This is a genomic window from Pandoraea cepalis (genome assembly GCF_902459665.1).
GTDB lineage: Bacteria > Pseudomonadota > Gammaproteobacteria > Burkholderiales > Burkholderiaceae > Pandoraea > Pandoraea cepalis.
In genome coordinates this window covers 90,617-111,639 of record NZ_CABPSL010000004.1, presented here as the reverse complement: position 1 = coordinate 111,639, position 21,023 = coordinate 90,617, and the positions used below count along the sequence as shown (strand labels likewise).

The 21,023-nt window shown below is 64.0% G+C and carries 15 protein-coding genes and 2 tRNA genes; 10 read left to right on the top strand and 7 right to left on the bottom strand.

From position 1 onward, the window contains the following. The first annotated feature begins 114 nt into the window (after nt 1-114). The 6 genes from PCE31106_RS07850 (at nt 115) to PCE31106_RS07825 (ending at nt 4,705) form a co-directional block, all read left to right on the top strand. Complete coding sequence (locus PCE31106_RS07850; RefSeq protein ID WP_150562940.1) at nt 115-1,632, top strand: protein adenylyltransferase SelO; 1,518 nt, start codon at nt 115-117, stop codon at nt 1,630-1,632. 163 nt (nt 1,633-1,795) lie between these two features. Next, on the top strand, nt 1,796-2,218 hold the full coding sequence (gene msrB, locus PCE31106_RS07845) for a peptide-methionine (R)-S-oxide reductase MsrB (protein WP_017234782.1): 423 nt from the start codon (nt 1,796-1,798) through the stop codon (nt 2,216-2,218). 179 nt (nt 2,219-2,397) lie between these two features. Then, a complete protein-coding gene (locus tag PCE31106_RS07840) occupies nt 2,398-2,817 on the top strand; it encodes a YgiW/YdeI family stress tolerance OB fold protein (protein ID WP_017234781.1) in 420 nt (139 codons plus the stop codon). A 203-nt stretch (nt 2,818-3,020) separates the two neighbouring features. Next, a complete protein-coding gene (locus tag PCE31106_RS07835; RefSeq protein ID WP_017234780.1) occupies nt 3,021-3,554 on the top strand; it encodes a septation protein A in 534 nt (177 codons plus the stop codon). A 22-nt stretch (nt 3,555-3,576) separates the two neighbouring features. Further along, the gene (locus PCE31106_RS07830) at nt 3,577-3,840 is read left to right on the top strand and encodes a BolA family protein (protein WP_017234779.1); all 264 of its coding nucleotides are present in this window, start codon (nt 3,577-3,579) and stop codon (nt 3,838-3,840) included. A 70-nt stretch (nt 3,841-3,910) separates the two neighbouring features. Further along, nucleotides 3,911-4,705, top strand: coding sequence for a peptidylprolyl isomerase (locus PCE31106_RS07825; protein WP_150562939.1), 795 nt, complete (start codon nt 3,911-3,913; stop codon nt 4,703-4,705). Nucleotides 4,706-4,812: 107 nt separating this feature from the next. Here the strand turns inward: PCE31106_RS07825 and purL are convergent, their stop codons facing one another. Beyond that, nucleotides 4,813-8,844: a phosphoribosylformylglycinamidine synthase gene (gene purL / locus PCE31106_RS07820; protein ID WP_150562938.1), complete on the bottom strand. Its 4,032-nt coding sequence runs from the start codon at nt 8,842-8,844 to the stop codon at nt 4,813-4,815. Nucleotides 8,845-9,097: 253 nt separating this feature from the next. Between purL and PCE31106_RS07815 the strand changes: the two genes are divergently transcribed. From PCE31106_RS07815 to pgi, 3 genes are all read left to right on the top strand, one after another. Beyond that, nucleotides 9,098-10,372: a D-amino acid dehydrogenase gene (locus PCE31106_RS07815; protein WP_150562937.1), complete on the top strand. Its 1,275-nt coding sequence runs from the start codon at nt 9,098-9,100 to the stop codon at nt 10,370-10,372. 295 nt (nt 10,373-10,667) lie between these two features. Beyond that, entirely contained in the window at nt 10,668-12,380 is a 1,713-nt protein-coding gene (locus PCE31106_RS07810; protein ID WP_150562936.1) for an NAD(P)H-hydrate dehydratase, read from the top strand. Between the two features lie 138 nt (nt 12,381-12,518). Then, complete coding sequence (pgi, locus tag PCE31106_RS07805; protein ID WP_254440945.1) at nt 12,519-14,201, top strand: glucose-6-phosphate isomerase; 1,683 nt, start codon at nt 12,519-12,521, stop codon at nt 14,199-14,201. Nucleotides 14,202-14,224: 23 nt separating this feature from the next. On the opposite strand, the gene PCE31106_RS07800 is transcribed toward pgi, so the two are convergent. After that, nucleotides 14,225-14,947, bottom strand: a complete 723-nt coding sequence (locus PCE31106_RS07800; protein WP_150562935.1) for an ABC transporter ATP-binding protein — start codon at nt 14,945-14,947, stop codon at nt 14,225-14,227. A gap of 52 nt (nt 14,948-14,999) precedes the next feature. Between PCE31106_RS07800 and PCE31106_RS07795 the strand changes: the two genes are divergently transcribed. After that, nucleotides 15,000-15,647 carry an arylesterase gene (locus PCE31106_RS07795; RefSeq protein WP_017234146.1) on the top strand — a complete coding sequence of 216 codons (648 nt, stop codon included), beginning with the start codon at nt 15,000-15,002 and terminating at the stop codon, nt 15,645-15,647. Nucleotides 15,648-15,706: 59 nt separating this feature from the next. Here the strand turns inward: PCE31106_RS07795 and PCE31106_RS07790 are convergent, their stop codons facing one another. From PCE31106_RS07790 to lon, 5 genes are all read right to left on the bottom strand, one after another. Continuing rightward, on the bottom strand, nt 15,707-17,629 hold the full coding sequence (locus PCE31106_RS07790; RefSeq protein ID WP_150562934.1) for a SurA N-terminal domain-containing protein: 1,923 nt from the start codon (nt 17,627-17,629) through the stop codon (nt 15,707-15,709). Between the two features lie 82 nt (nt 17,630-17,711). Then, nucleotides 17,712-17,788 (bottom strand) — tRNA-Asp (locus tag PCE31106_RS07785). Nucleotides 17,789-17,802: 14 nt separating this feature from the next. Beyond that, nucleotides 17,803-17,878, bottom strand: a tRNA-Val gene (locus tag PCE31106_RS07780). A 56-nt stretch (nt 17,879-17,934) separates the two neighbouring features. Beyond that, entirely contained in the window at nt 17,935-18,207 is a 273-nt protein-coding gene (locus tag PCE31106_RS07775; RefSeq protein WP_017234148.1) for an HU family DNA-binding protein, read from the bottom strand. 302 nt (nt 18,208-18,509) lie between these two features. Next, the gene (gene lon / locus PCE31106_RS07770; protein ID WP_026131987.1) at nt 18,510-20,930 is read right to left on the bottom strand and encodes an endopeptidase La; all 2,421 of its coding nucleotides are present in this window, start codon (nt 20,928-20,930) and stop codon (nt 18,510-18,512) included. Between the last annotated feature and the right edge of the window lie 93 nt (nt 20,931-21,023).

Sequence of the window (21,023 nt, the reverse complement as noted above, 5' to 3'; positions counted from 1 at the left end):
ACGCCGATCGCTTGTGCGCCGCAGCACAGGCGCACGCGCGTGCGCGGCCGCACGCCGGCAGCACGCGACGGACACCTCAAGTAGAATGTTTGTTCACCTTCAGGAACGTCCCCAATGCCGGCTACCGACCGCTCCGCCGCTGTTTCCGCCTCACTCAAGCCCTACGGACCGCTGTCGTTGTCGAACCGTTTTGCCGCACTCGGCCCCGACTTCTACACGCGCCTCGCGCCACAGGCGTTGCCCGCGCCGTACCTGGTCGGCTTTTCCGCCGACGCGGCCCGCCTGCTCGGCTGGTCGCCCGAAGCCGCACGCGATCCCGAGTTCGTGACCACGTTCGCCGGCAATACGCCGCTGCCCGGCGGCGATCCGCTCGCCAGCGTGTATTCGGGCCACCAGTTCGGCGTGTGGGCCGGCCAATTGGGCGACGGCCGGGCACTGCTGCTCGGCGAGTCGGACGGCCCCGGCGGGCGCTGGGAAATCCAGATCAAGGGCGGCGGACTCACGCCCTACTCGCGCATGGGTGACGGACGCGCCGTGCTGCGTTCGTCGATTCGCGAGTTCCTCGGCTCGGAGGCCATGTTCCATCTCGGCGTGCCGACCACGCGCGCCCTATGCGTGATCGGCTCCGATGCCCCGGTGCGTCGCGAAACCATCGAGACGGCGGCCGTGGTCACGCGTTTGTCGCCCAGCTTCGTCCGATTCGGACACTTCGAACATTTCTGGGCAGGCGATCAGTATGGCGCGCTGCGTCAGCTGGCTGATTTCACGATCGATCATCACTACCCCCATTGCCGCGACGAGGGCAATCCGTACCTCGCTCTGCTCAGTGCCGTGTGCGATGCGACGGCCGAACTGGTCGCGCACTGGCAGGCCGTGGGCTTCTGTCACGGCGTGATGAACACCGACAACATGTCGATCCTCGGTCTGACGATCGATTACGGCCCGTTCGGCTTCCTCGACGGCTTCAACGCGCATCACATCTGCAATCACTCCGACGCGCAGGGACGCTACGCCTATCAGGCACAGCCGAACGTGGCGTACTGGAACCTCTTCTGTCTCGCCCAGGCCCTGTTGCCGCTGTTCGGCGAGGGCGAGGCGGCGATCGAGCAGGCGCAGTCGGTGCTGCCCGCGTTCAAGACCCGGTTCGCCGAGGAGATCGATCTGCGCATGCGTGCGAAGCTCGGATTGCGCGAATCGCATGCCGACGACGAAGCGCTCATCAACCGTCTGTTCAAGCTGATGCACGAGGGACGGGTCGACTTCACGCACCTGTTCCGCACGCTGGCGGGGCTTGAGCTGGAGAACCCGGCCGCCGACACGCCGCTGCGCGACATGTTCATCGATCGTGCCGGCTTCGATGCCTGGGCCGTGGATTACCGCGCGCGACTGCGCCACGAGGCCAGCACCGACGCGAAGCGTGCGGTCGCGATGCGGCTTGTCAATCCGAAGTACATCCTGCGCAATCATCTGGCGGAGATTGCAATCCGGCGTGCGCGCGAAAAGGACTTTTCGGAAGTCGACACGTTGCTCAAGGTGCTCTCGCACCCCTACGACGAACAGCCCGAATTCGAACGCTATGCCGAGCTGCCGCCCGACTGGGCCGGGCAACTCGAGGTCAGTTGCTCGTCTTGATCGACGGCACGGCGCGGCACCGACGGGACGCGGGCGTCAGCGATGCATCAGCGAGGTGTCACGCATTGCAAAACGGCGCGTCGCCCCCATCTGGGCCAGGTCTGACCATAGACGACGCGCGGCGGCAACACCGGGGCCGCCGCCCATCAGGAGACTCTCATTCATGAGCAAAGTGGAAAAAAGCGACGCCGACTGGCGTGCCCAACTCGACGACGTCGAATACCAGGTCACGCGTCATGCTGCCACCGAACGCGCCTTCACCGGCCGTTACTGGGATCATTGGCAAGACGGCACCTACCGCTGCATCTGCTGCGGCGCGCCGTTGTTCGAATCGACGGAGAAGTTCGATGCGGGTTGCGGCTGGCCGAGCTATGCGAAGCCCATCGACAAATCCGGCATCGACGAGGTGATGGATTACAGCCACGGCATGGTGCGCGTGGAGGTGCGGTGCCACAACTGCGACGCCCACCTCGGACATGTGTTCGAAGACGGCCCGCAGCCGACTGGACTGCGCTATTGCATCAACTCGGCGTCGCTCGACTTCGAGGACAAGGACGGCCAGGCCGACAAGCCGGTCGACGACTGACCCGAGAATCCCCTCGGCGTCCCGTCAGCGCGCCGCTTCAACGCGCCCGATCCGTGAATTCGATCAATTTGCAGCGGGCGCCGCGCGCTTTGGGACATCCCTCGCGGGCGGGCGTCCCGGCGTGACGCGCCCGTCTGCTAAGCTGGCGCTCCCTCAATGGAACACAGGAAACGCCGCCGATGACCCGTCCGACAATTCGCTTCGCACCCCTGCTTTTCTCTGCAGCGGCATCGTTCGGCACCTTGAGTGCCGCGCCAGCCATCGCGCAGTACATGGGCCCGGCGGCCAGTGTTGCGACGACCGGCAGCGTGGTCGTGCCATCGGCCATGCCGCATGTCGCGACCGTCGGTCAGGCACTGGCCGCCCCCGACGATGCCATGACCGTCATCGAGGGCTACATCGTCAACCGACTCCGGCATGAGCACTACACGTTCCGCGACGACACGGGCCGGACCATCGTCATCGAACTCGACGACAAATACCTGCCGCCCGGCCACCAGATCAACGACAAGACGCGCGTGCGCATCACCGGCGAAGTCGACCGCCATCACCTTCGCGCCAACGATATCGACGTCAAGCGCATCGACATCCTGCCGTAAGGCACGCGGCCGCCGGCCTCGGGAAGCGATCCCGCGCCCCCGCGAACCGGAGGCAAGCCGGGGTGAAGCGGCGGCACAGACGCCGCGACGCGCATTTGGCGATGTACAGCGTCCCACCACGGGCCTTTGAAATATAATGTGGGTTTGCCCCGGCGCCTGTTGCCCGAGGGCGATTTCTCCCGAAGCCCCCGAGTCGAGACTTCATGAAATTCTTTTTCGACCTGTTACCGGTCATCTTGTTTTTCGTCGCCTTCAAGTTTGCCGGCATCTATGTCGCCACCGGCATCGCGATCGCGACGACGATTGCGCAAGTCATCTGGATGTGGCTGCGTCACCGCAAGGTCGAGCCCATGCAGTGGGTGAGTCTGGCGATCATCGTGGTGTTCGGCGGCGCGACCATGTTGCTGCACGACGAGACCTTCATCAAGTGGAAGCCCACGGCGCTTTACTGGCTCTTCTCGATCACCCTGTTCGTCGCCGAACTCATCTTCGACAAGAATCTGATTCGCGCCATGATGGAAAAGCAGATGGCATTGCCCGACCCCCTGTGGCGGGCGGTGAATTTCAGCTGGGCGCTGTTCTTCCTCGCAATGGGCGCGCTGAATCTGGTCATCGCCTACCATTACTCGACCGATACATGGGTCAACTTCAAGCTCTTCGGCGGCATGGGCCTGATGGTCGTGTTCATCGTCGTGCAGAGCCTGTGGCTCTCGAAGTACATCAAGCAGGACGAATAACGTCCGTCAGGAAGTCACAGCCATGACCATGGAACAGCAAATCGAAGCGCGCCTCACCGCGGCGCTCGCCCCCCTGGAATTCGCCCTTGAGAACGACAGCGCCCGTCACGCCGGTCATGCCGGCGCGACGTCGGGCGGGCATTACAACGTCAGAATCGTGTCTGCAGCGTTTGCCGGACGTAACCGCGTGGCGCGGCACCGCCTGGTGTATGATGCGCTAGCCGATTTGATGCAAAACGGCATTCACGCCCTCGCCATCGTTGCGCTCGCCCCCGGCGAAGCGTAACTCGCATGCGACCATGCGACGTATCCCCCGTCGATTAACCTTGCCTTCGTCATTCGTTAGGAAAAACAGCATGGCATTGAAACTCGCCCGCACGGCACTGGCGCTCGGCGCCGCCGTGTCGCTGACCGCCGTCTCCCTCCCCGCTCTCGCTCAGAACGTCGCCGTCGTGAATGGCACGCCGGTGCCCGTGTCTCGTGCCGACGCCATGGTGCGTGAAATGGTCCGACAGGGTCAGCCGAACTCGCCGCAACTGCAACAGCAAGTGCGCGAAGAGCTGGTCAAGCGCGAGATCCTCGCGCAAGCGGCCGTCAGCAGCGGACTGGCTGCCAAGCCGGACGTCAAGGTGCAGCTCAAGCTGGCCGAGCAAGGCGTGCTGATTCGCGCCCTGATCGCTGACTTCCAGAAGACCTCGCCGGTCACCGACGCCGAGGTTCAGGCGCGTTATGACCAGCTCAAGAAGCAGTTCGGCGACAAGGAATATCACGCCCGTCACATTCTGGTGCCGAGCGAAGACACCGCCAAGGACATCATCGCGAAGCTCAAGGGCGGCGCGAAGTTCGCCGACCTCGCCAAGCAGTACTCGAAGGACCCCGGTTCGGCACAGAACGGCGGCGATCTCGACTGGTCACCGGCCAACGCCTACGTGCCCGAGTTCTCCGACGCCCTGCAAAAACTGCAAAAGGGTCAGTACTCGCAGACGCCGGTCAAAACGCAGTTCGGTTATCACGTGATCGAACTGGACGACGTTCGCGACGCGCAGATCCCGGCGCTCAACGATGTCAAGCCGCAGCTCGTGCAGCAAATGCAGGAAGAGAAGCTGCAAGGCTTCATCGACGGCCTCGAGAAGAAGGCCAAGATCCAGTAAGCGTTACCGGCTATCGGTTCGGCTTTGAAACGAAAATCCCGCCTTCCGGCGGGATTTTCGTTTCCAGCGTGGTATTCCACACGCGCTGACGTGCAGAATATCGTCGCTTAAGCCACCCAGCGGCGCGCGTTGCGGAACATGCGCATCCACGGGCTGTCCTCGCCCCACTGCTCGGGCGCCCAGCTCATCTGCACCGTGCGGAACACGCGCTCCGGGTGCGGCATCATCACCGTGAAGCGCCCGTCGCCCGTGGTCACCGCCGTCAGGCCGCGCGGCGAACCGTTCGGGTTGAACGGATACTGCTCGGTCGGCTGTCCCCGATGGTCGACGAAACGCACGGCGGCAATCGCCTCATCGATGTTTCCTTGCTGACCGAAGTTGGCATAGCCCTCGCCGTGCGCGATCACGATCGGCAGTTGCGAGCCGGCCATGTCCTTGAAGAACAGCGACGGCGAATCCAGCACTTCCACCTGCGTAAGCCGCGCCTCGTACTTCGACTGGTTGTACGTGAACTTCGGCCAGGCCGCCGCCCCCGGGATCAGGTTCGACAGGTTGCTCATCATCTGGCAACCATTGCACACGCCCAGTGCGAACGTGTCGGCACGGTTGAAAAAGCCGGCGAACTGTTCGGCCAGCGCCGGATTGAACAGAATCGTCTTGGCCCAACCCTCGCCCGCCCCGAGCGTATCGCCGTACGAGAATCCACCGCAGGCGATGAAGCCCTTGAACGCTTCGAGCGAGTGACGGCCGGCGAGCAAATCGCTCATGTGCACGTCGTAGGTATCGAAGCCGGCCTTGTCCAGCACGTAGGCCATTTCCAGATGCGAATTCACGCCCTGCTCGCGCAGGATCGCCATCTTCGGACGCACGCCCGTCGCGATGAACGGGGCCGCGACGTCTTCGCTGGCATCGAACGTGAGCTTCGGCGAGAGACCGGGGTCGCTCGTGTCGTTGAGGGTTTCGTATTCCGCATCGGCCGCGGCCGGGTTATCGCGCAGACGCGCGATGCGCCAGCTCACTTCCGACCACTCGCGTTGCAGCGCCGCGCGCGGCGCGCCAAACACCTTCTTTGCATCGCGATAGATTTCGATGACGTCATTCGTGTTCGGCTTACCGATCACGTGCGAGCATGCGGACAATCCGGCTTCACGCAGCATTTGCAACACCGCATCGCGCTCCGAGGCGCGCACCTGGATCACCCCGCCAAGTTCTTCCGAGAAAAGCGCGCGCAGCGTCTTGTCTTCGCGACGGCCCACCGTCTGCTTGGCCCAATCCTTGGCATCGCCGTAATCGGATTCGAAGCCGTCGTCGAGCGTGAGCATGTCGACATTGAGCGAGACGCCAACGTGGCCCGCAAACGCCATTTCCGCCACGGTCGCGAAGAGGCCGCCGTCCGAACGATCGTGATACGCCAGGAGCTTGCCGTCGCGGTTCAGTGTCTGGATGGCGTCGAAGAAGCGTTGGAGATCGGCCGGATCGTCCAGGTCCGGCACGACGTCACCGATCTGCTGTGTGACCTGCGCGAGGATACTGCCGCCCAGACGGTTCTTGTTGCGACCCAAATCAATGGCGATCAGCACCGTCTCGCCCACTTGCGCGACCGAGCGCAGTTGCGGCGTGAGATGACCGCGCACATCCTCGATCGGTGCGAAGGCCGAGACGATCAGCGACACCGGCGCGACCACGTCCTTGCTGCGGCCGGCGTCTTCCCACTTGGTGCGCATCGACAGCGAATCCTTGCCGACGGGAATCGACAGGCCCAGCGCCGGGCACAGTTCCATGCCGACCGCCTTGACCGTATCGAACAACGCAGCGTCTTCCCCTTCGGTGCCGCACGCGGCCATCCAGTTGGCCGACAGCTTGATCTGGTCGAGCGACGCAATCGGCGCCGCCGCAATGTTGGTGATGGCTTCGCCAACCGCCATGCGACCGGACGCCGGCGCGTCGATCACGGCCAGCGGCGTGCGCTCGCCCATCGTCATGGCTTCGCCACGATAGCCCGTGTAGTCCATCAGCGAAATGGCGCAATCGGCCACCGGCACCTGCCACGGGCCGACCATCTGGTCGCGGGCCGTCAAGCCGCCCACGGTACGGTCGCCAATCGTGATGAGGAACGACTTGCTGGCCACCGTCGGGTGACGCAGTACGGCACGTGCCACGTCGTCGAGCGACAGGCCCGTCACGTCCACCGGCGGGAGCGTCGTCGCCACACGCGTGACGTCGCGATGCATGCGCGGCGGTTTGCCGAGCAGCACGTCCATCGGCATGTCGACCGGGTCCGGCGACTCCGGATGCATCGCATCGACCAGCTTCAGTTGACGCTCATCGGTGGCGATACCGACCACCGCCACCGGGCAACGCTCGCGTTGGCAGATCGCCTGGAAGGCCGGGAAGCTGTCCGGCGCGATCGCCACGACATAACGCTCCTGCGCTTCGTTACTCCAGATTTCCGCCGGGGACATGCCCGACTCTTCGAGCTGCACCTGACGCAGATCGAAGCGCGCGCCCTTGTCGGCGCCGTCGACCAGTTCCGGGAACGCATTCGACAGACCGCCCGCGCCCACGTCGTGAATCGACAGGATCGGGTTGGCTTCCCCCTGACGCCAGCACGCATTGATCACTTCCTGCGCGCGACGCTCGATTTCCGGATTGCCGCGCTGCACCGAGTCGAAGTCGAGCTCGGCCGTGTTCGTGCCGGTGGCCATCGAGCTGGCGGCACCGCCGCCCATGCCGATACGCATGCCCGGGCCGCCGATCTGAATGAGCAGCGTTCCGGCCGGCAGATTGTGTTTGTGGGTGTGCTGCGCGGCGATGTTGCCCATGCCGCCCGCGATCATGATCGGCTTGTGATAGCCGCGCACGCGGCCGGCCACGTTCTGCTCGTACGTACGGAAATAGCCGCCGAGAATCGGACGGCCGAATTCGTTGTTGAACGCGGCGCCGCCCAGCGGGCCGTCGACCATAATTTGCAACGGCGACGCAATGCGGTCCGGGCGGCCATAGTCGGCGCCCGTATCGCCGGGATTGCGCAGCGACGGCGGCACCGCCACGTCGAGATCGTTCTCCCACGATTCGCGCGCGTCCGGCAGCGCCAGATTCGACACGGTGAAGCCGGTCAGACCCGACTTCGGCGTAGAGCCGCGGCCGGTCGCGCCCTCGTCGCGGATCTCGCCGCCCGCCCCCGTCGACGCCCCCGGAAACGGCGAAATGGCCGTCGGGTGGTTGTGCGTCTCCACCTTCATCAGCGTGTGCGTGAGTTCAACGCTGCGGCCATACTGGCCGTCGGCGCCACGCGGATACCAGCGCTCGACTTCGGCGCCTTCCATCACCGAAGCATTGTCCGAATAGGCCACCACCGTCCCCTGCGGGTGCAGTTGGTGCGTGTTCTTGATCATCTGGAACAGCGACTTGTCCTGCGCCTGACCGTCGATGGTCCATTGCGCATTGAAGATCTTGTGACGGCAATGCTCGCTGTTGGCCTGCGCGAACATCATCAGTTCCACATCGGTCGGATTGCGCTTCAGGCTCGTGAAGGCGTCGACCAGATAATCGATTTCGTCGTCGGCCAGCGCGAGACCCAGATCCCGGTTGGCGGCTTCGAGGGCGCTGCGGCCCACGCCGATGACGTCGATCGTCTGCAGCGGCTTGGCCGGCAACTCGACGAAGAGCGCCTCGGCGTCGTGGCGCGTGGCCACGACCGTCTCGGTCATGCGGTCGTGCAGCACGCCGGCCACGCGCGCCAGGACATCGGCCGCCAGCGACTTCTTGCCGCCAAGAAGGCCCGACTTCACACCGATCGTGTATTCGACCGCGCGCTCGATACGGCGCACGTGATCGATGCCGCAGTTGCGGGCGATATCCGTCGCCTTGCTCGCCCAGGGGGAAATCGTGCCCAGACGCGGGATCACGAGCACCTGGTCGCCCACCGGCTCTTCACGCACCGGCTCACCATAGGTGAGCAGACCGGCGACGCGGGCCACGTCTTCGCTCGACAGCGGTTCGGCGCTGGCCACGAGATGCACGTAGCGGGCGTCGACACGCACGATCGAACTGTCGATGGCTTGCAGGGTCTGCAGAAGACGTTGCTGGCGGAATTCGGAGAGCGCCAAGGCGCCGGCGAAGCAGGCAATGTGAGTCATGGAAGGACGGAAGGCGAGGCGTTCAAAACGCGGGGGAACGACAAAGCGAGATTATACCCTGCTTACCCCGGGTTATACCCGAGTGCGCCACACGCATTATGGGGAGCCTCTCGCCCTGCGAGGGCGTCTCTCTGGTAACCTATGCGCCCCGTCATCTACACGGGCCGCGAAACCGGCATTCGGGTGCGGCACGGCATAAAACGACACTAACAAGCGAACGTACGGGCGTTCGCCACACACCAGACGGTTGGGAATGAAGGTCATCGTTATCGGCGGCGGGGTCATTGGTACGTGCACCGCCTACTATCTGGCCGCCGCGGGGCATACGGTCACGCTAGTCGAGCGCAACAGCACGGTGGCGCAAGAGAGCAGCTTCGGCAACGCCGGCGTCATCGCGCCCGGCTACGTCACGCCATGGGCGGCGCCGGGCATGCCACGCAAGCTGCTCGGCCATCTGTTCAGCTCGGCCAGCCCGCTTATCTTCCGGCCGGGCCTGTCGGCCGGCACTTGGCGCTGGGCCGCCCGTTGGCTGCGTGAATGCAAACTCGAACGCTACCGTGCCAACCGCGAGCGGATGCAGCGTCTCGCGTTCTATAGCCAGCGCTGCCTGCATGCACTGCGCGAGACCCATGTCTTCGAGTACGAGCACACGCAAGGCTATCTGCAACTGTTCCGCACCGAACGCGACGTCAAGATGAACGAACCGGCGCGCGCCATGCTCGCCGAGAACGAAGTGCCGCACCGCTTGCTCACGGCCGACGAGTGCCGCAAGCTCGAACCAGCGATTTCGACCGATGCCCAACTGGCGGGTGGCCTGCACCTGCCGCGTGACGAGACCGGCAACTGCCCGCTCTTTACCAAGCGCCTCGCCCAGATCGCCCGCGAGATGGGCGTCACGCTCGCGACCGAGACGACGGTGCTGTCGGTGCGCCCGAACGTGGGGCGATCGGGGGTCACCGTCGAGACGGCCAGCACCGCGCAGCTTGCGCAGCGCACGGCACTCGACGCCGATGCCGTCGTGATCGCGGCCGGCGTGGCCAGCACGGCGCTGCTGCGTCCGCTGGGCATTGACCTGCCGCTCTGGCCGATCAAAGGGTATTCGATCACGGTGCCGGTCAAGACCGAACTGTTCAGCCCTCGCATCGCCGTCATGGACGAGTCGTACAAGACCGCCATCACCCCGCAAGGCAACCGTCTGCGCATTGCAGGCACGGCCGAACTGGGCGATTCCGAACTCGTGCTGCGCGAGCGCGCCATCGCCACGCTCTACAAAGTGGCGACGGACTGGTTCCCGGGTGCAGGCAAGTACCGGGAGGCGCGCGCCTGGGTCGGCGCACGTCCGATGCTCCCCGACGGCCCGCCCGTGCTCGGCGCGACGCCGCTGCCCGGCATCTTCCTGAACGTCGGCCACGGTTCGACCGGCTGGGCGATGGCCTGCGGTTCCGGTCGCGTGCTCGCCGACGTCATCTCCGGACAAACGCCGGAAATCGATCTGAACGGTCTGACACTCGCTCGTTACGCGCACTGATATACGCATGTTGGCGTGCGAGGATGCCTGCGGGCCACCCCATGACGAGGGCTGGCCCGGCCCGACGCTCGTAAGCGCGTTCACAGGCCGGCATCGTCGGTAGCCAGCCCCGGTCCGGCAGGGCCTTGTCGTAAGCCACCGACACCGCGTCCAGATTCGCACCGGCAGGCAGAACGTTGCGTTGAGGGCATAATCTCCGAATGGCCCGCAGAACACACCGCGCCCAAGCCGTCGATGCCGGCATGCGACGATGTGCAGCGTTCGCCGCCCCTCGATACCGGGAGCCTTGTCTGTCATGTCCGATTCATTGCGCGCCGACGCCCCTGCTGCCGCTGCTGCCGACGCCCTTGCCGCTGCTGCCCCTGCCGCTGCCAGCGCCACTGTCGGCGTGGATCCCCTGACACGATCCATCGGGTCGCCACACGATTGTGCGACGTCATCCACTGCCGCATGCGCGCGCGATACCCTCGACTTATGGCTTCCCGACACGCTGCGCGAGGTCGAGCGAGCCGCTGCCGCCCAACTCCCTGCCCATACGCTCATGGCCCGCGCCGGGGCCGCCGTCGCCGAGTGGCTCATCGGTCGATTGCCCGCGCTCGCGAGCGCGGGACGTCAACCCGTGTTGTTGCTCGCAGGGCCCGGCAACAACGGGGGCGACGCTTACGTTGCGGCGCGCGAATTGCATCGGCGCGGGGTGCGTGTCGATGTGTGGCAACTTGGGGCGCCGTCGACCGACGACGCCCGCTGGGCGCACGCCCACGCCCTCGCCGCCGGCGTACCCATCCAGCCTGCCCCGGCCCTCTGGCCTCAACCCTCCTCGGGCTACGCCTGGATTGTCGACGGCCTCTTCGGCATCGGCCTGACGCGCCCTCTCGACGGCCCCGCCGCGGCGCTCGTTGCGCACATCGTCGAGGCCCACGCACAGGGCACACCGGTGCTCGCCATCGACATTCCCAGCGGACTGGCGGCGGCCACCGGCGTAGTCGACGGACCGGTCATACACGCCGACGTTACGATGGCAATGCTGGGCGCCAGCCCCGGGCTGCTCACCGGGATGGGGCGCGACGTTACCGGGGACGTGCTCATTGCCACCCTGGGAACGGACGAGGTGCTGGCCGCGGTGCGGTCCGGACGCCCCGACGGCCAAGCCATCGCGACGAGCGCGCCGGCCGCGTTCGGTGCGCATTTGCCGCAGCGTCATCATGCATCGCACAAGGGAAGCTATGGATCGCTGGCGGTGCTGGGTGGCCATGAAGGCATGATCGGTGCGCCGCTGCTTTGCGCGCGTGCCGGATTGATGACGGGCGCGGGACGTGTCTATGTGGGCTTCGTCGCGCACGATGCACCCGCCTGGGATCCGCAGCATCCCGAACTGATGCTGCGTCATGCGGAAAACCTTGACCTCGCGACGATGCAGGCCGTCTCCGTCGGCCCCGGGCTCGGGACCTCCGCCGCATCGGCCGCGTGCCTGTCGCGCGCGCTCGCTCTGGACGACACGCCCCTGGTCATCGATGCCGACGCCCTCAATCTGCTGGCCGCCGAGCCCGCGCTCGCCGAGCGCGTGCGCCGTCGCGCCGGTCCCACCGTCCTGACACCGCATCCGCTCGAAGCGGCGCGCCTGGCAGGGGGCGACGTCGCGCGCGTTCAATCGGATCGGCTGGCTTGCGCACGGGCGCTCGCCCAACGCTTCGACGCAACGATTGTGCTCAAGGGCTCAGGCAGCGTCATCGACGACGGAACGCACGCCTGGATCAATACGACGGGCAATGCCGGGCTGGCGACGGCGGGCACGGGCGACGTACTCACGGGCGCGATCGGTGCGCTGCTCGCGCAGGGTGTGCCAGCGCCGCAAGCCGCACTGGCCGCGGTCTGGCTGCACGGCCGGGCCGCAGAACGGTGCGTCGCCGCAGGGGCTGGTCCCGCTGGACTGACCGCAAGTGAACTTTTGCCCGCCATGCGCGCCGAACTGGCTGACTTGCTGCACGAGGCGGGGTGCGCGAAGCGATGAACGCAAACGCGCCGCACAACGCCGGCCGGCTCGCCCTGACATCGCGCGTGACGTGGATGCGGGCCCTCAAGACGGTCGCTCGCCGTCGCATTTCCGCGTGATTTCGCGACGACTCCCGTTATACTCCGCTTTATCGAAATGTCCTTATCGCACATGCCGTACAAGCCATCCGCGCCTTCCACTCGTCTGGATCAACTCCCTGCCTGGCGTACCCTGCTCACGCACCGCGACGACATTGCCGCGCAGCACATGCGCGACTGGTTCGCGAGCACCGGCGCCCACGCACGCGTCGAACAATTCTCATTGCGTGCGGCCGGTCTGTATCTCGATTACTCGAAGAACCGCATTACCGGCACAACACGCGCGCTGCTGGCACAACTCGCGCGCGAGTGCGGCCTGCCGGCCAAGCGCGATGCGATGTGGGCCGGAGACGCCGTCAACATCACGGAAAACCGCGCGGCGTTGCACGTTGCGCTGCGCGCACCGCAGAACATGACCTTTCGCGACGCGGCCGGCGACGTCAGCCGCGGGGTGCGCGAGACCCTCTCGCGCATGCGTGCTTTCAGTGAAAGCGTGCGCGACGGGCGCTGGGTCGGTGCGACGGGCAAGCCCATTCGACATCTCATCAATGTCGGGATCGGCGGATCGGACCTGGGTCCGCGCATGGTGTGCGACGCGCTAGCCGTCTACGGGCGGCGAGATCTGAGCGCGCACTTCATCGCCAACATCGATCCCACCGAACTGGCACGCACGCTGCCCTCGCTCGACCCCGAAACCACGCTCGTCGTGGTGTGCTCGAAGACCTTCACCACGCTCGAAACCATGACCAACGCGCGCACGATTCGCGCCTGGTTGGTCGCGCATGGCATTCCTGAGGGCGAACTCGGCAAGCACTTCGTGGCGGTGTCGACGAATGCCGAGGAAGCGATGCGCTTCGGCATTCACCGCGAGAACGTGTTCGAGTTTGGCGAGTGGGTCGGCGGGCGGTATTCGCTGTGGTCGTCGATCGGGCTCATCATCATGCTCTATCTCGGCCCGCAGCATTTCGACGCGTTGCTCGCCGGTGCGCATGCCATGGACGAACACTTTCGCAGTGCGCCACTCGAGTCCAACATGCCGGTGCTGCTTGGCCTGCTCGGCATCTGGTACCGGAATTTCTTCGACGCCCAGACGATTTCCATCGCGCCGTATACCGACGCCTTGCAGAAACTGCCGCCGTATCTGCAGCAGTTGGACATGGAGAGCAATGGCAAGTCGGTGCAGCTCGACGGGACGCCTGTCTCGTGGCAAACCGCGCCGATCCTATGGGGCGAGCCAGGCACGAACGGTCAGCATGCCTACTTTCAGATGTTGCACCAGGGCACCACGCTGGTGCCGGTGGACTTCATCGCCGTCCTGAATCCGCAATACGATGCGCCCGCCTATCTCGATCATCACCGCAAGCTGCTCGCCAATTGCTTCGCGCAAAGCGAAGCGTTGCTGCAAGGCGGCTCGATGGCCACGGCGGAACAAGCTGGAGGACCGCTGGGCGCACAACGCCGCTTCGACGGCAATCGTCCGAGCAACACGCTCGTGATCGATCAATTGTCGCCCGAGCGCCTGGGTGCGCTGATCGCGCTCTATGAGCACAAGGTGTTCGTGCAGGCCGCCATCTGGAACATCAATCCGTTCGACCAGTGGGGGGTTGAACTGGGCAAGACGCTGAGCCGCGCCATCGAGCCCGAACTCGCCGATCCGGACTTGCTCACGCCCGACGCGCACGACGCCTCGACCACGTCGTTGATTCGCCTTGCAGGCGACGCCCTGAAACGCAAGCACTGAAACGCGCGATCGCCGCGGCAACATCACTGCGGCGTTTTCGACCCTGCGTCTCGTGCGTCCGACGGGCCATCGATCCTTCGTCCGCCGGCGAGTTGCACTGTCGTGTCGCAACGCTGCGCGATCGCCTGATCATGTGTCACGAGCACCAGCGTTGCGCCACGCGCCTTGTTGAGCGAGAACATCAGGTCAATCACGCGCTCCCCCGTCGCCGTGTCCAGACTGCCCGTCGGTTCGTCGGCAAACAGTATGGCGGGTTCGGTGACGAAAGCACGCGCCAGCGCCACGCGCTGCTGTTCGCCGCCGGAGAGCTGCTTCGGATAATGCGCCAGACGCGAGCCCAGCCCCACTTGATCAAGCAACTTGATGGCACGATCGCGCACGTCGCATGTCTCACCCAGCAACTCGAGCGGCAGCATCACGTTCTCGAGCGCGGTGAGGTGCGGCATCAGTTGAAACGATTGAAAGACGAAACCGACGGCACCGCGTCGCAACGCGGCCCGGCCCTCTTCGTCGAGATCGCCGAGCGACTTGCCCAGCAGCGTGATACTGCCGTCGCTTGCCGTGTCGAGCCCCGCCATCAGGCCTAGCAACGTAGACTTGCCGGACCCCGACGCGCCGACGATGGCCACGCTTTGACCTTTGGCGACACTGACATCGATATCCTGCAGAATGACCAGCTCGCCGGTCGCGTCGCGCAACCGTTTGCCCAGCCCCCGCACCTCAATCACGTTTTCGGAAAACGACATGGTTAGAAGAGAGTTCTTGAAAATGGCCGCCTCCGCCCTCGTAGGCGGGTGCATGCTGTCAGGGACCGCGGCGCACGCGGCAAGTTCGGGGACGCCAACGATTTTGGTCGTCGGCGACAGCCTTTCGGCGGAATATGGCATCGCGCGCGGCACCGGCTGGGTCAATCTGATGCAGCAGACGATCACGCGAAGCGGGTTTGATTATAACGTCGTGAACGCGAGCATCAGCGGCGACACGACGAGCGGCGGACGCGCGCGCCTCGCGCCGCTGCTCGAACGCTATCATCCCGCCATCACGATCCTGGAACTCGGCGGCAACGACGCGCTGCGCGGCATTTCACTCGACCTCACACGCAGCAATCTGCGCGAGATGATCGGCGCGGCACGCAAGGCAGGCAGCCGTGTGATCGTCGTCGGCATGCGCATTCCGCCTAACTACGGGCTCGACTACAGCGAGCAGTTCTTCACGATGTTTTCGCTGGTGGCCAAGCAGGAAAAAACGGGCTACGTGCCGTTCCTGTTGGCGGGTGTCATTGAACACCCCGACTGGTTCCAGCAGGATCAGATTCACCCTCTGGCCAAGGCGCACCCGCAAATCCTGCAGAATGTCTGGCCGACGGTCAAACCACTTCTCAAGCCCGCCGGCAAGGCGCCCTCGCGCCCCGCGCAACCACGAACGCCGAAGACGTCCGGCACATAAAAAACGCGGCCGGTTGGCCGCGTTTCTCGTTTCATTCAGCGATGGTGCCGGCCGCCCATTCAGGCCCCCGACTTGGTGACATCGTTCACGATCTTCACCTTCGAGCGCGCACGCAGGTCGCCCAGCCAGGCGTTCCATTCGGCCTGCGCCGCCAGTTGGTTGAGTTGCTGCGCCTCGGCGGCAAGATGCTGCGCGTCCTGCTCGGCCGGCTGCGTGACCTTGCCGATGCGATACACGGCGTAGCCCTGACCTTCGCCCAACGCGACACCGACATACGCCGGCAACCGGGTCGTATCGGCACTGAAGATTGCCCCCAGGGCCGTCGCCGGCAGCTTGCCAGGGTTGTCTCGCGATACGGTTTGCGCAGCGCCGAATTCGGCGTCGCCCCCCTTCTTGAGCGCTTCGAGCTTGGCCTGGCCGGCCGTCGTCGCTGCCTGCTCGGCCAGATCGGCCACGACCTTCTCTTTGACTTGCGCCTCGATCTGCGCGAGCGGCGGCGTGGCGGCCGGGTGATAAGTCACCACGTGCGCCGACACCAGTACGCCCTGACCCACATCCACCGCCTCGGTGTTGCGCTTGTTCTTGAGCGCTTCGTCGCCAAACACGGCCTTGAGTAACTTCTCATTGCCGATCGGGAGTTTCGCCTGCGACGGATCCGGCGTCCGCGTGACCGTGGCCGTCTGCACCTTCAGGTTGAGCTTGTCGGCCGCCGGCTGCACGCTGTCGGGTTGTTCGTACACGGCGTTGGTGAACTGGTCGGCCAACTTCGCATAGGCCTTCGCCGACTCCTGCTGTCGATACTGATCGGCAAGCTGCGCCTTCACTTCATCGAACGACTTGGTCTGCTCGGGCTTGATGCCGGTCAGCTTGATGATGTGATAACCGAAATCGCTCTTCACGACATCGCTCACGTCACCCTCGTGCTTGAGCGCGAACGTGGCATCGGCAAACGGCTTGACCATTGCGTCGCGTGCGAAGAAGCCCAGATCGCCGCCGTTGGCCTTCGAGCCCGGGTCTTCCGAATCGGCGCTGGCCAGCTTGGCAAAATCATCCGGATGCTTCTTGATCTCGGCGAGCAGCGCGTCGGCCTTCGCCTTCGCCTTGGCGTGATCGGCCGGCGATGCGTCGGCGGGCGACGCGATCAGGATGTGCGATGCGCGGCGCTGCTCCGGCGTGGTGTATTGCTTCAGGTTGTCCTGGTACATCTTGCGCAGCACGTCATCGCTCGCGGGCGTCTGTGCCGAAGCCGGCATGGCCTTCGGGTCGAGCACGACATACTGGATCTCAGCCGATTCGGGCGTCTGGAAGGCGGCCTTGTGCGCATCGTAATACGCCTGAATCTGCGGCTGCGTCGGTACGATCTTGCCGGCGTAGTCCGTGACCGGGAAGGTCAGCACCGAGACGTCACGCTGTTGAGCACGCAGTTGCGCGAAGCGTTCGAGCACCGTCTTCGGCAGCATGGCGCTCGCCTGCACGCTCGACGGCAATTGGTTCGACGCCAGCTCGAAGCGAATTTGCGCTTCAAGGCGCTGCGGCGTGAGGTTTTGCGCAGAAAGCAATTGCGCGTACTTCGCTTCATCGATGGAACCATCCGGGCGGCGCAACTGCGCAATCGCCGGAATGGCGAGCAGCGCCTCACGCACCTGGGCATCGGGCACCGAGAGATTCTTCTTGAGCGTTTCCTGCGTGAGCAGCTTCTGCTGGATCAGGTTATCCAGCACCGCGGCGCGCATTTCGGGGGTGTTGATCTGGTTGGGATCGACAGCGCCGCCAAACATCTGTTGCATGCGCTCGGTCTGCGCGCGAAGCACACTGTCGTATTCCTGACGTGTCACGGTTTGATCGCCGACCTTGGCGATGGTGCTGGCGTCTGCGGCGTATTCCTGCCAGCCATGTACGCCAAACACCACGAACGACGGCACGATCAACACCGTCAGGAAGATGAGAACCAATCGTTGATGACGGCGGATGAAGTCGAACATACGAAATCGGAATAGTCGTCTGGATGCGTCTTAAGACGCCATATGGCAAAAAAGGCGAACCGAAGTTCGCCTTTTCACAATTTGGCGGAGCGGACGGGGCTCGAACCCGCGACCCCCGGCGTGACAGGCCGGTATTCTAACCAACTGAACTACCGCTCCCCAAGATCTGGAACTGGTGGGTGCTGAGGGGCTCGAACCCCCGACCTACGCCTTGTAAGGGCGCCGCTCTACCAACTGAGCTAAGCACCCGTTCCCGATTCAAGTGTTGTTCTTGCTGCAACTCCCCGCCGAAACAGGGAAGCTGATCAGTTTAACGTATCTTTCAATACTTTGCCAGGGCGAAATTTCGGAACCTTCGCTGCCTTGATCTTGATCGCGGCCCCCGTGCGCGGATTGCGTCCGGTACGCGCCGCACGCTTGGCCACGAGGAAGGTGCCGAAGCCGACCAACGTCACGCTGTCTCCCTTCTTCAGCGATTTTTTTACCGCGCCCACCAATGCTTCAAGTGCCCGACCGGCAGCCGCTTTCGAGATGTCTGCTTCACCCGCGATATGATCGATCAGTTCCGTCTTGTTCACTGTAACCCCCTTGCAAGGATAGTAGGCGATTGAGCCGCGGAGGCGCTCTTTGCGCGCCTTGACTTTGATCTGCTAGGTCCGTCGGCTTTGCCATTAGACAAGCCGGAAACCCTGATGTCAAGCCGTTTTGCGCCCTTTGGGCGGCTTAGGAAGCACTCCTGAATCTGCGCTTCCCCGGTGTCATTTTCGAGCGCATCGCCTGAACAAAAAAAAGCCCGGGGAAACCCCCGGGCTATTTACGCACTTCCCGCGTAGCGATCAGCGGCCAATCCGCCCGTTGCCCACTACACGAAAAATTATCGTCAGTGCTTGATGACTTCCTGCTTGCCGCTGGCATCCGCATTCGGCGTGACAGGCGCGGCCTTCGCCTCTTCCTCGGGCAGCGGCGTCGGTGCATGCTCCAACGCCAGCTCAAGCACCTTGTCGATCCAGCGCACCGGCACGATCTCCAGCGCGTTCTTGACCGTATCCGGAATCTCTGCGAGATCCTTCACGTTCTCCTCCGGAATCAACACGAGCTTGATGCCACCACGGTGAGCCGCCAGCAACTTCTCCTTGAGACCGCCGATCGGCAACACTTCACCGCGCAGCGTGATCTCACCGGTCATCGCCACATTCGCACGCACCGGAATACCGGTGAGCACCGAGACCAGCGCCGTCGTCATGGCGATACCGGCAGACGGACCATCCTTAGGCGTCGCCCCTTCCGGCACGTGGATGTGGATGTCCTTCTTCTCGAACTGCTCATCCGTCACCCCGAGGCGGCGCGCACGCGAACGCACGACAGAGCGCGCGGCCTCGACCGACTCCTTCATCACGTCGCCGAGCGAACCCGTCCGAATGATGTTGCCCTTGCCCGGCATCAACGCGGCTTCGATGGTCAGCAGATCGCCGCCCACTTCCGTCCACGCCAGACCCGTGACCTGACCGATCTGGTTTTCCTTCATGGCCAGACCGAAGTCAAACTTGCGCACGCCCAGGAAGTTGTCGAGATTGCCCGCATCGACCTTGATCGACGTACCGTCAACCTTCTTGAGCAACAGCATCTTCACGACCTTACGGCAGATCTTCGAGATCTCACGCTCGAGCGAACGCACACCCGCTTCGCGCGTGTAGTAGCGGATGATGTCGCGAATCGCCGCTTCGGCCAGATCGATCTCGCCTTCCTTCAGCCCGTTGTTCTTCTTCTGCTTGGGCAGCAGATAACGCTGGGCAATGTTGACCTTCTCGTCTTCCGTGTAGCCCGACAGGCGAATCACTTCCATACGGTCGAGCAGCGGCGCCGGAATGTTCAGCGAGTTCGACGTGGCCACGAACATCACGTCCGACAGATCGAAGTCGACTTCGACGTAATGGTCCGAGAACGTGTGGTTCTGCTCGGGGTCGAGCACTTCGAGCAGCGCCGAACTCGGATCCCCGCGAAAATCCATGCCCATCTTGTCCACTTCGTCGAGCAGGAACAGCGGATTGCGTACGGCCACCTTCGACAGACTCTGCAGGATTTTGCCCGGCATCGACCCGATATACGTACGACGGTGACCGCGAATCTCGGCCTCGTCACGCACGCCGCCCAACGCCATGCGCACGAACTTGCGGTTCGTCGCACGCGCGATCGACTGACCGAGCGAGGTCTTGCCCACACCGGGGGGCCCCACCAGGCACAGGATCGGTGCCTTGACCTTCTCGACGCGCTGTTGCACGGCAAGATACTCAAGGATGCGTTCCTTGACCTTCTCCAGGCCGAAGTGATCCTCGTCGAGCACCTTCTCGGCGTTCGACAGGTCGTTGTTGACCTTGCTCTTCTTGCGCCACGGCAGACCGACCAGCGTGTCGATATAGTTACGCACGACGGTCGCCTCGGCCGACATCGGCGACATCAGCTTGAGCTTCTTGAGTTCGGCGTCAGCCTTCTTCTTGGCTTCCTTGGGCAGATGCGCGGCCTTGATCCGCTTCTCGAGCTCTTCGAGATCCGCGCCTTCTTCACCCTCGCCCAACTCCTTCTGGATCGCCTTGACCTGTTCGTTCAGGTAGTACTCGCGCTGGCTCTTCTCCATCTGGCGCTTCACGCGGCCACGGATACGCTTTTCCACCTGAAGAATGTCGATCTCGCTCTCGAGCTGCGCGAGCAGGTGCTCGAGACGCTCGATGACCGGGAACATTTCCAGGATGTTCTGTTTCTGCTCCAGCTTGAGCGGCAGGTGGGCGGCGATCGTGTCCGCCAGACGACCCGCCTCGTCGATACCCGAGAGCGACGTCAGGATCTCCGGCGGAATCTTCTTGTTGAGCTTCACATACTGATCGAACTGGGCCACGATCGCGCGGCGCAGCGCCTCGGATTCCGGCGAGTTGCCGTCGTCCGGTTCGAGCGGCATCACTTCCGACGTGAACTGGGTTTCCTCTTCGTCCACACTCAGGGTGCGGGCGCGCTGAATCCCTTCGACGAGCACCTTGACGGTGCCATCGGGCAATTTGAGCATTTGCAGAATGTTCGCCACGCAGCCGATCTCGTAGAGATCCTTCGACGTGGGCTCATCCTTGGCCGCCGCCTTCTGGGCGACGAGCATGATGTGCTTGCCGCCTTCCATGGCGGTTTCAAGCGCTTTAATCGATTTTGGACGCCCCACGAAAAGGGGAATCACCATGTGCGGAAACACGACCACGTCGCGCAAAGGCAACAGGGGCAGTTGAATCGCTTCGGGCGGGAGGATTTGGGTGCCTGACATCTCGTTCCCCATATTTAACGATACCGTTGTGTTCCAGCTAATTGAGGCCGCCGACGGGAATTACAAGGGGGAGTGGAACAGCCCTTTCGCCGG

Coding starts and splice junctions, on each gene's coding strand:
- lon (WP_026131987.1), bottom strand. CDS start 20,930: ATGTCAGGCACCCAAATCCTCCCGCCCGAAGCGATTCAACTGCCCCTG.
- PCE31106_RS07840 (WP_017234781.1), top strand. CDS start 2,398: ATGACCCGTCCGACAATTCGCTTCGCACCCCTGCTTTTCTCTGCAGCG.
- msrB (WP_017234782.1), top strand. CDS start 1,796: ATGAGCAAAGTGGAAAAAAGCGACGCCGACTGGCGTGCCCAACTCGAC.
- pgi (WP_254440945.1), top strand. CDS start 12,519: ATGTCCTTATCGCACATGCCGTACAAGCCATCCGCGCCTTCCACTCGT.
- PCE31106_RS07795 (WP_017234146.1), top strand. CDS start 15,000: ATGCTGTCAGGGACCGCGGCGCACGCGGCAAGTTCGGGGACGCCAACG.
- PCE31106_RS07830 (WP_017234779.1), top strand. CDS start 3,577: ATGACCATGGAACAGCAAATCGAAGCGCGCCTCACCGCGGCGCTCGCC.
- PCE31106_RS07800 (WP_150562935.1), bottom strand. CDS start 14,947: ATGTCGTTTTCCGAAAACGTGATTGAGGTGCGGGGGCTGGGCAAACGG.
- purL (WP_150562938.1), bottom strand. CDS start 8,844: ATGACTCACATTGCCTGCTTCGCCGGCGCCTTGGCGCTCTCCGAATTC.
- PCE31106_RS07835 (WP_017234780.1), top strand. CDS start 3,021: ATGAAATTCTTTTTCGACCTGTTACCGGTCATCTTGTTTTTCGTCGCC.
- PCE31106_RS07825 (WP_150562939.1), top strand. CDS start 3,911: ATGGCATTGAAACTCGCCCGCACGGCACTGGCGCTCGGCGCCGCCGTG.
- PCE31106_RS07790 (WP_150562934.1), bottom strand. CDS start 17,629: ATGTTCGACTTCATCCGCCGTCATCAACGATTGGTTCTCATCTTCCTG.
- PCE31106_RS07850 (WP_150562940.1), top strand. CDS start 115: ATGCCGGCTACCGACCGCTCCGCCGCTGTTTCCGCCTCACTCAAGCCC.
- PCE31106_RS07810 (WP_150562936.1), top strand. CDS start 10,668: ATGTCCGATTCATTGCGCGCCGACGCCCCTGCTGCCGCTGCTGCCGAC.
- PCE31106_RS07815 (WP_150562937.1), top strand. CDS start 9,098: ATGAAGGTCATCGTTATCGGCGGCGGGGTCATTGGTACGTGCACCGCC.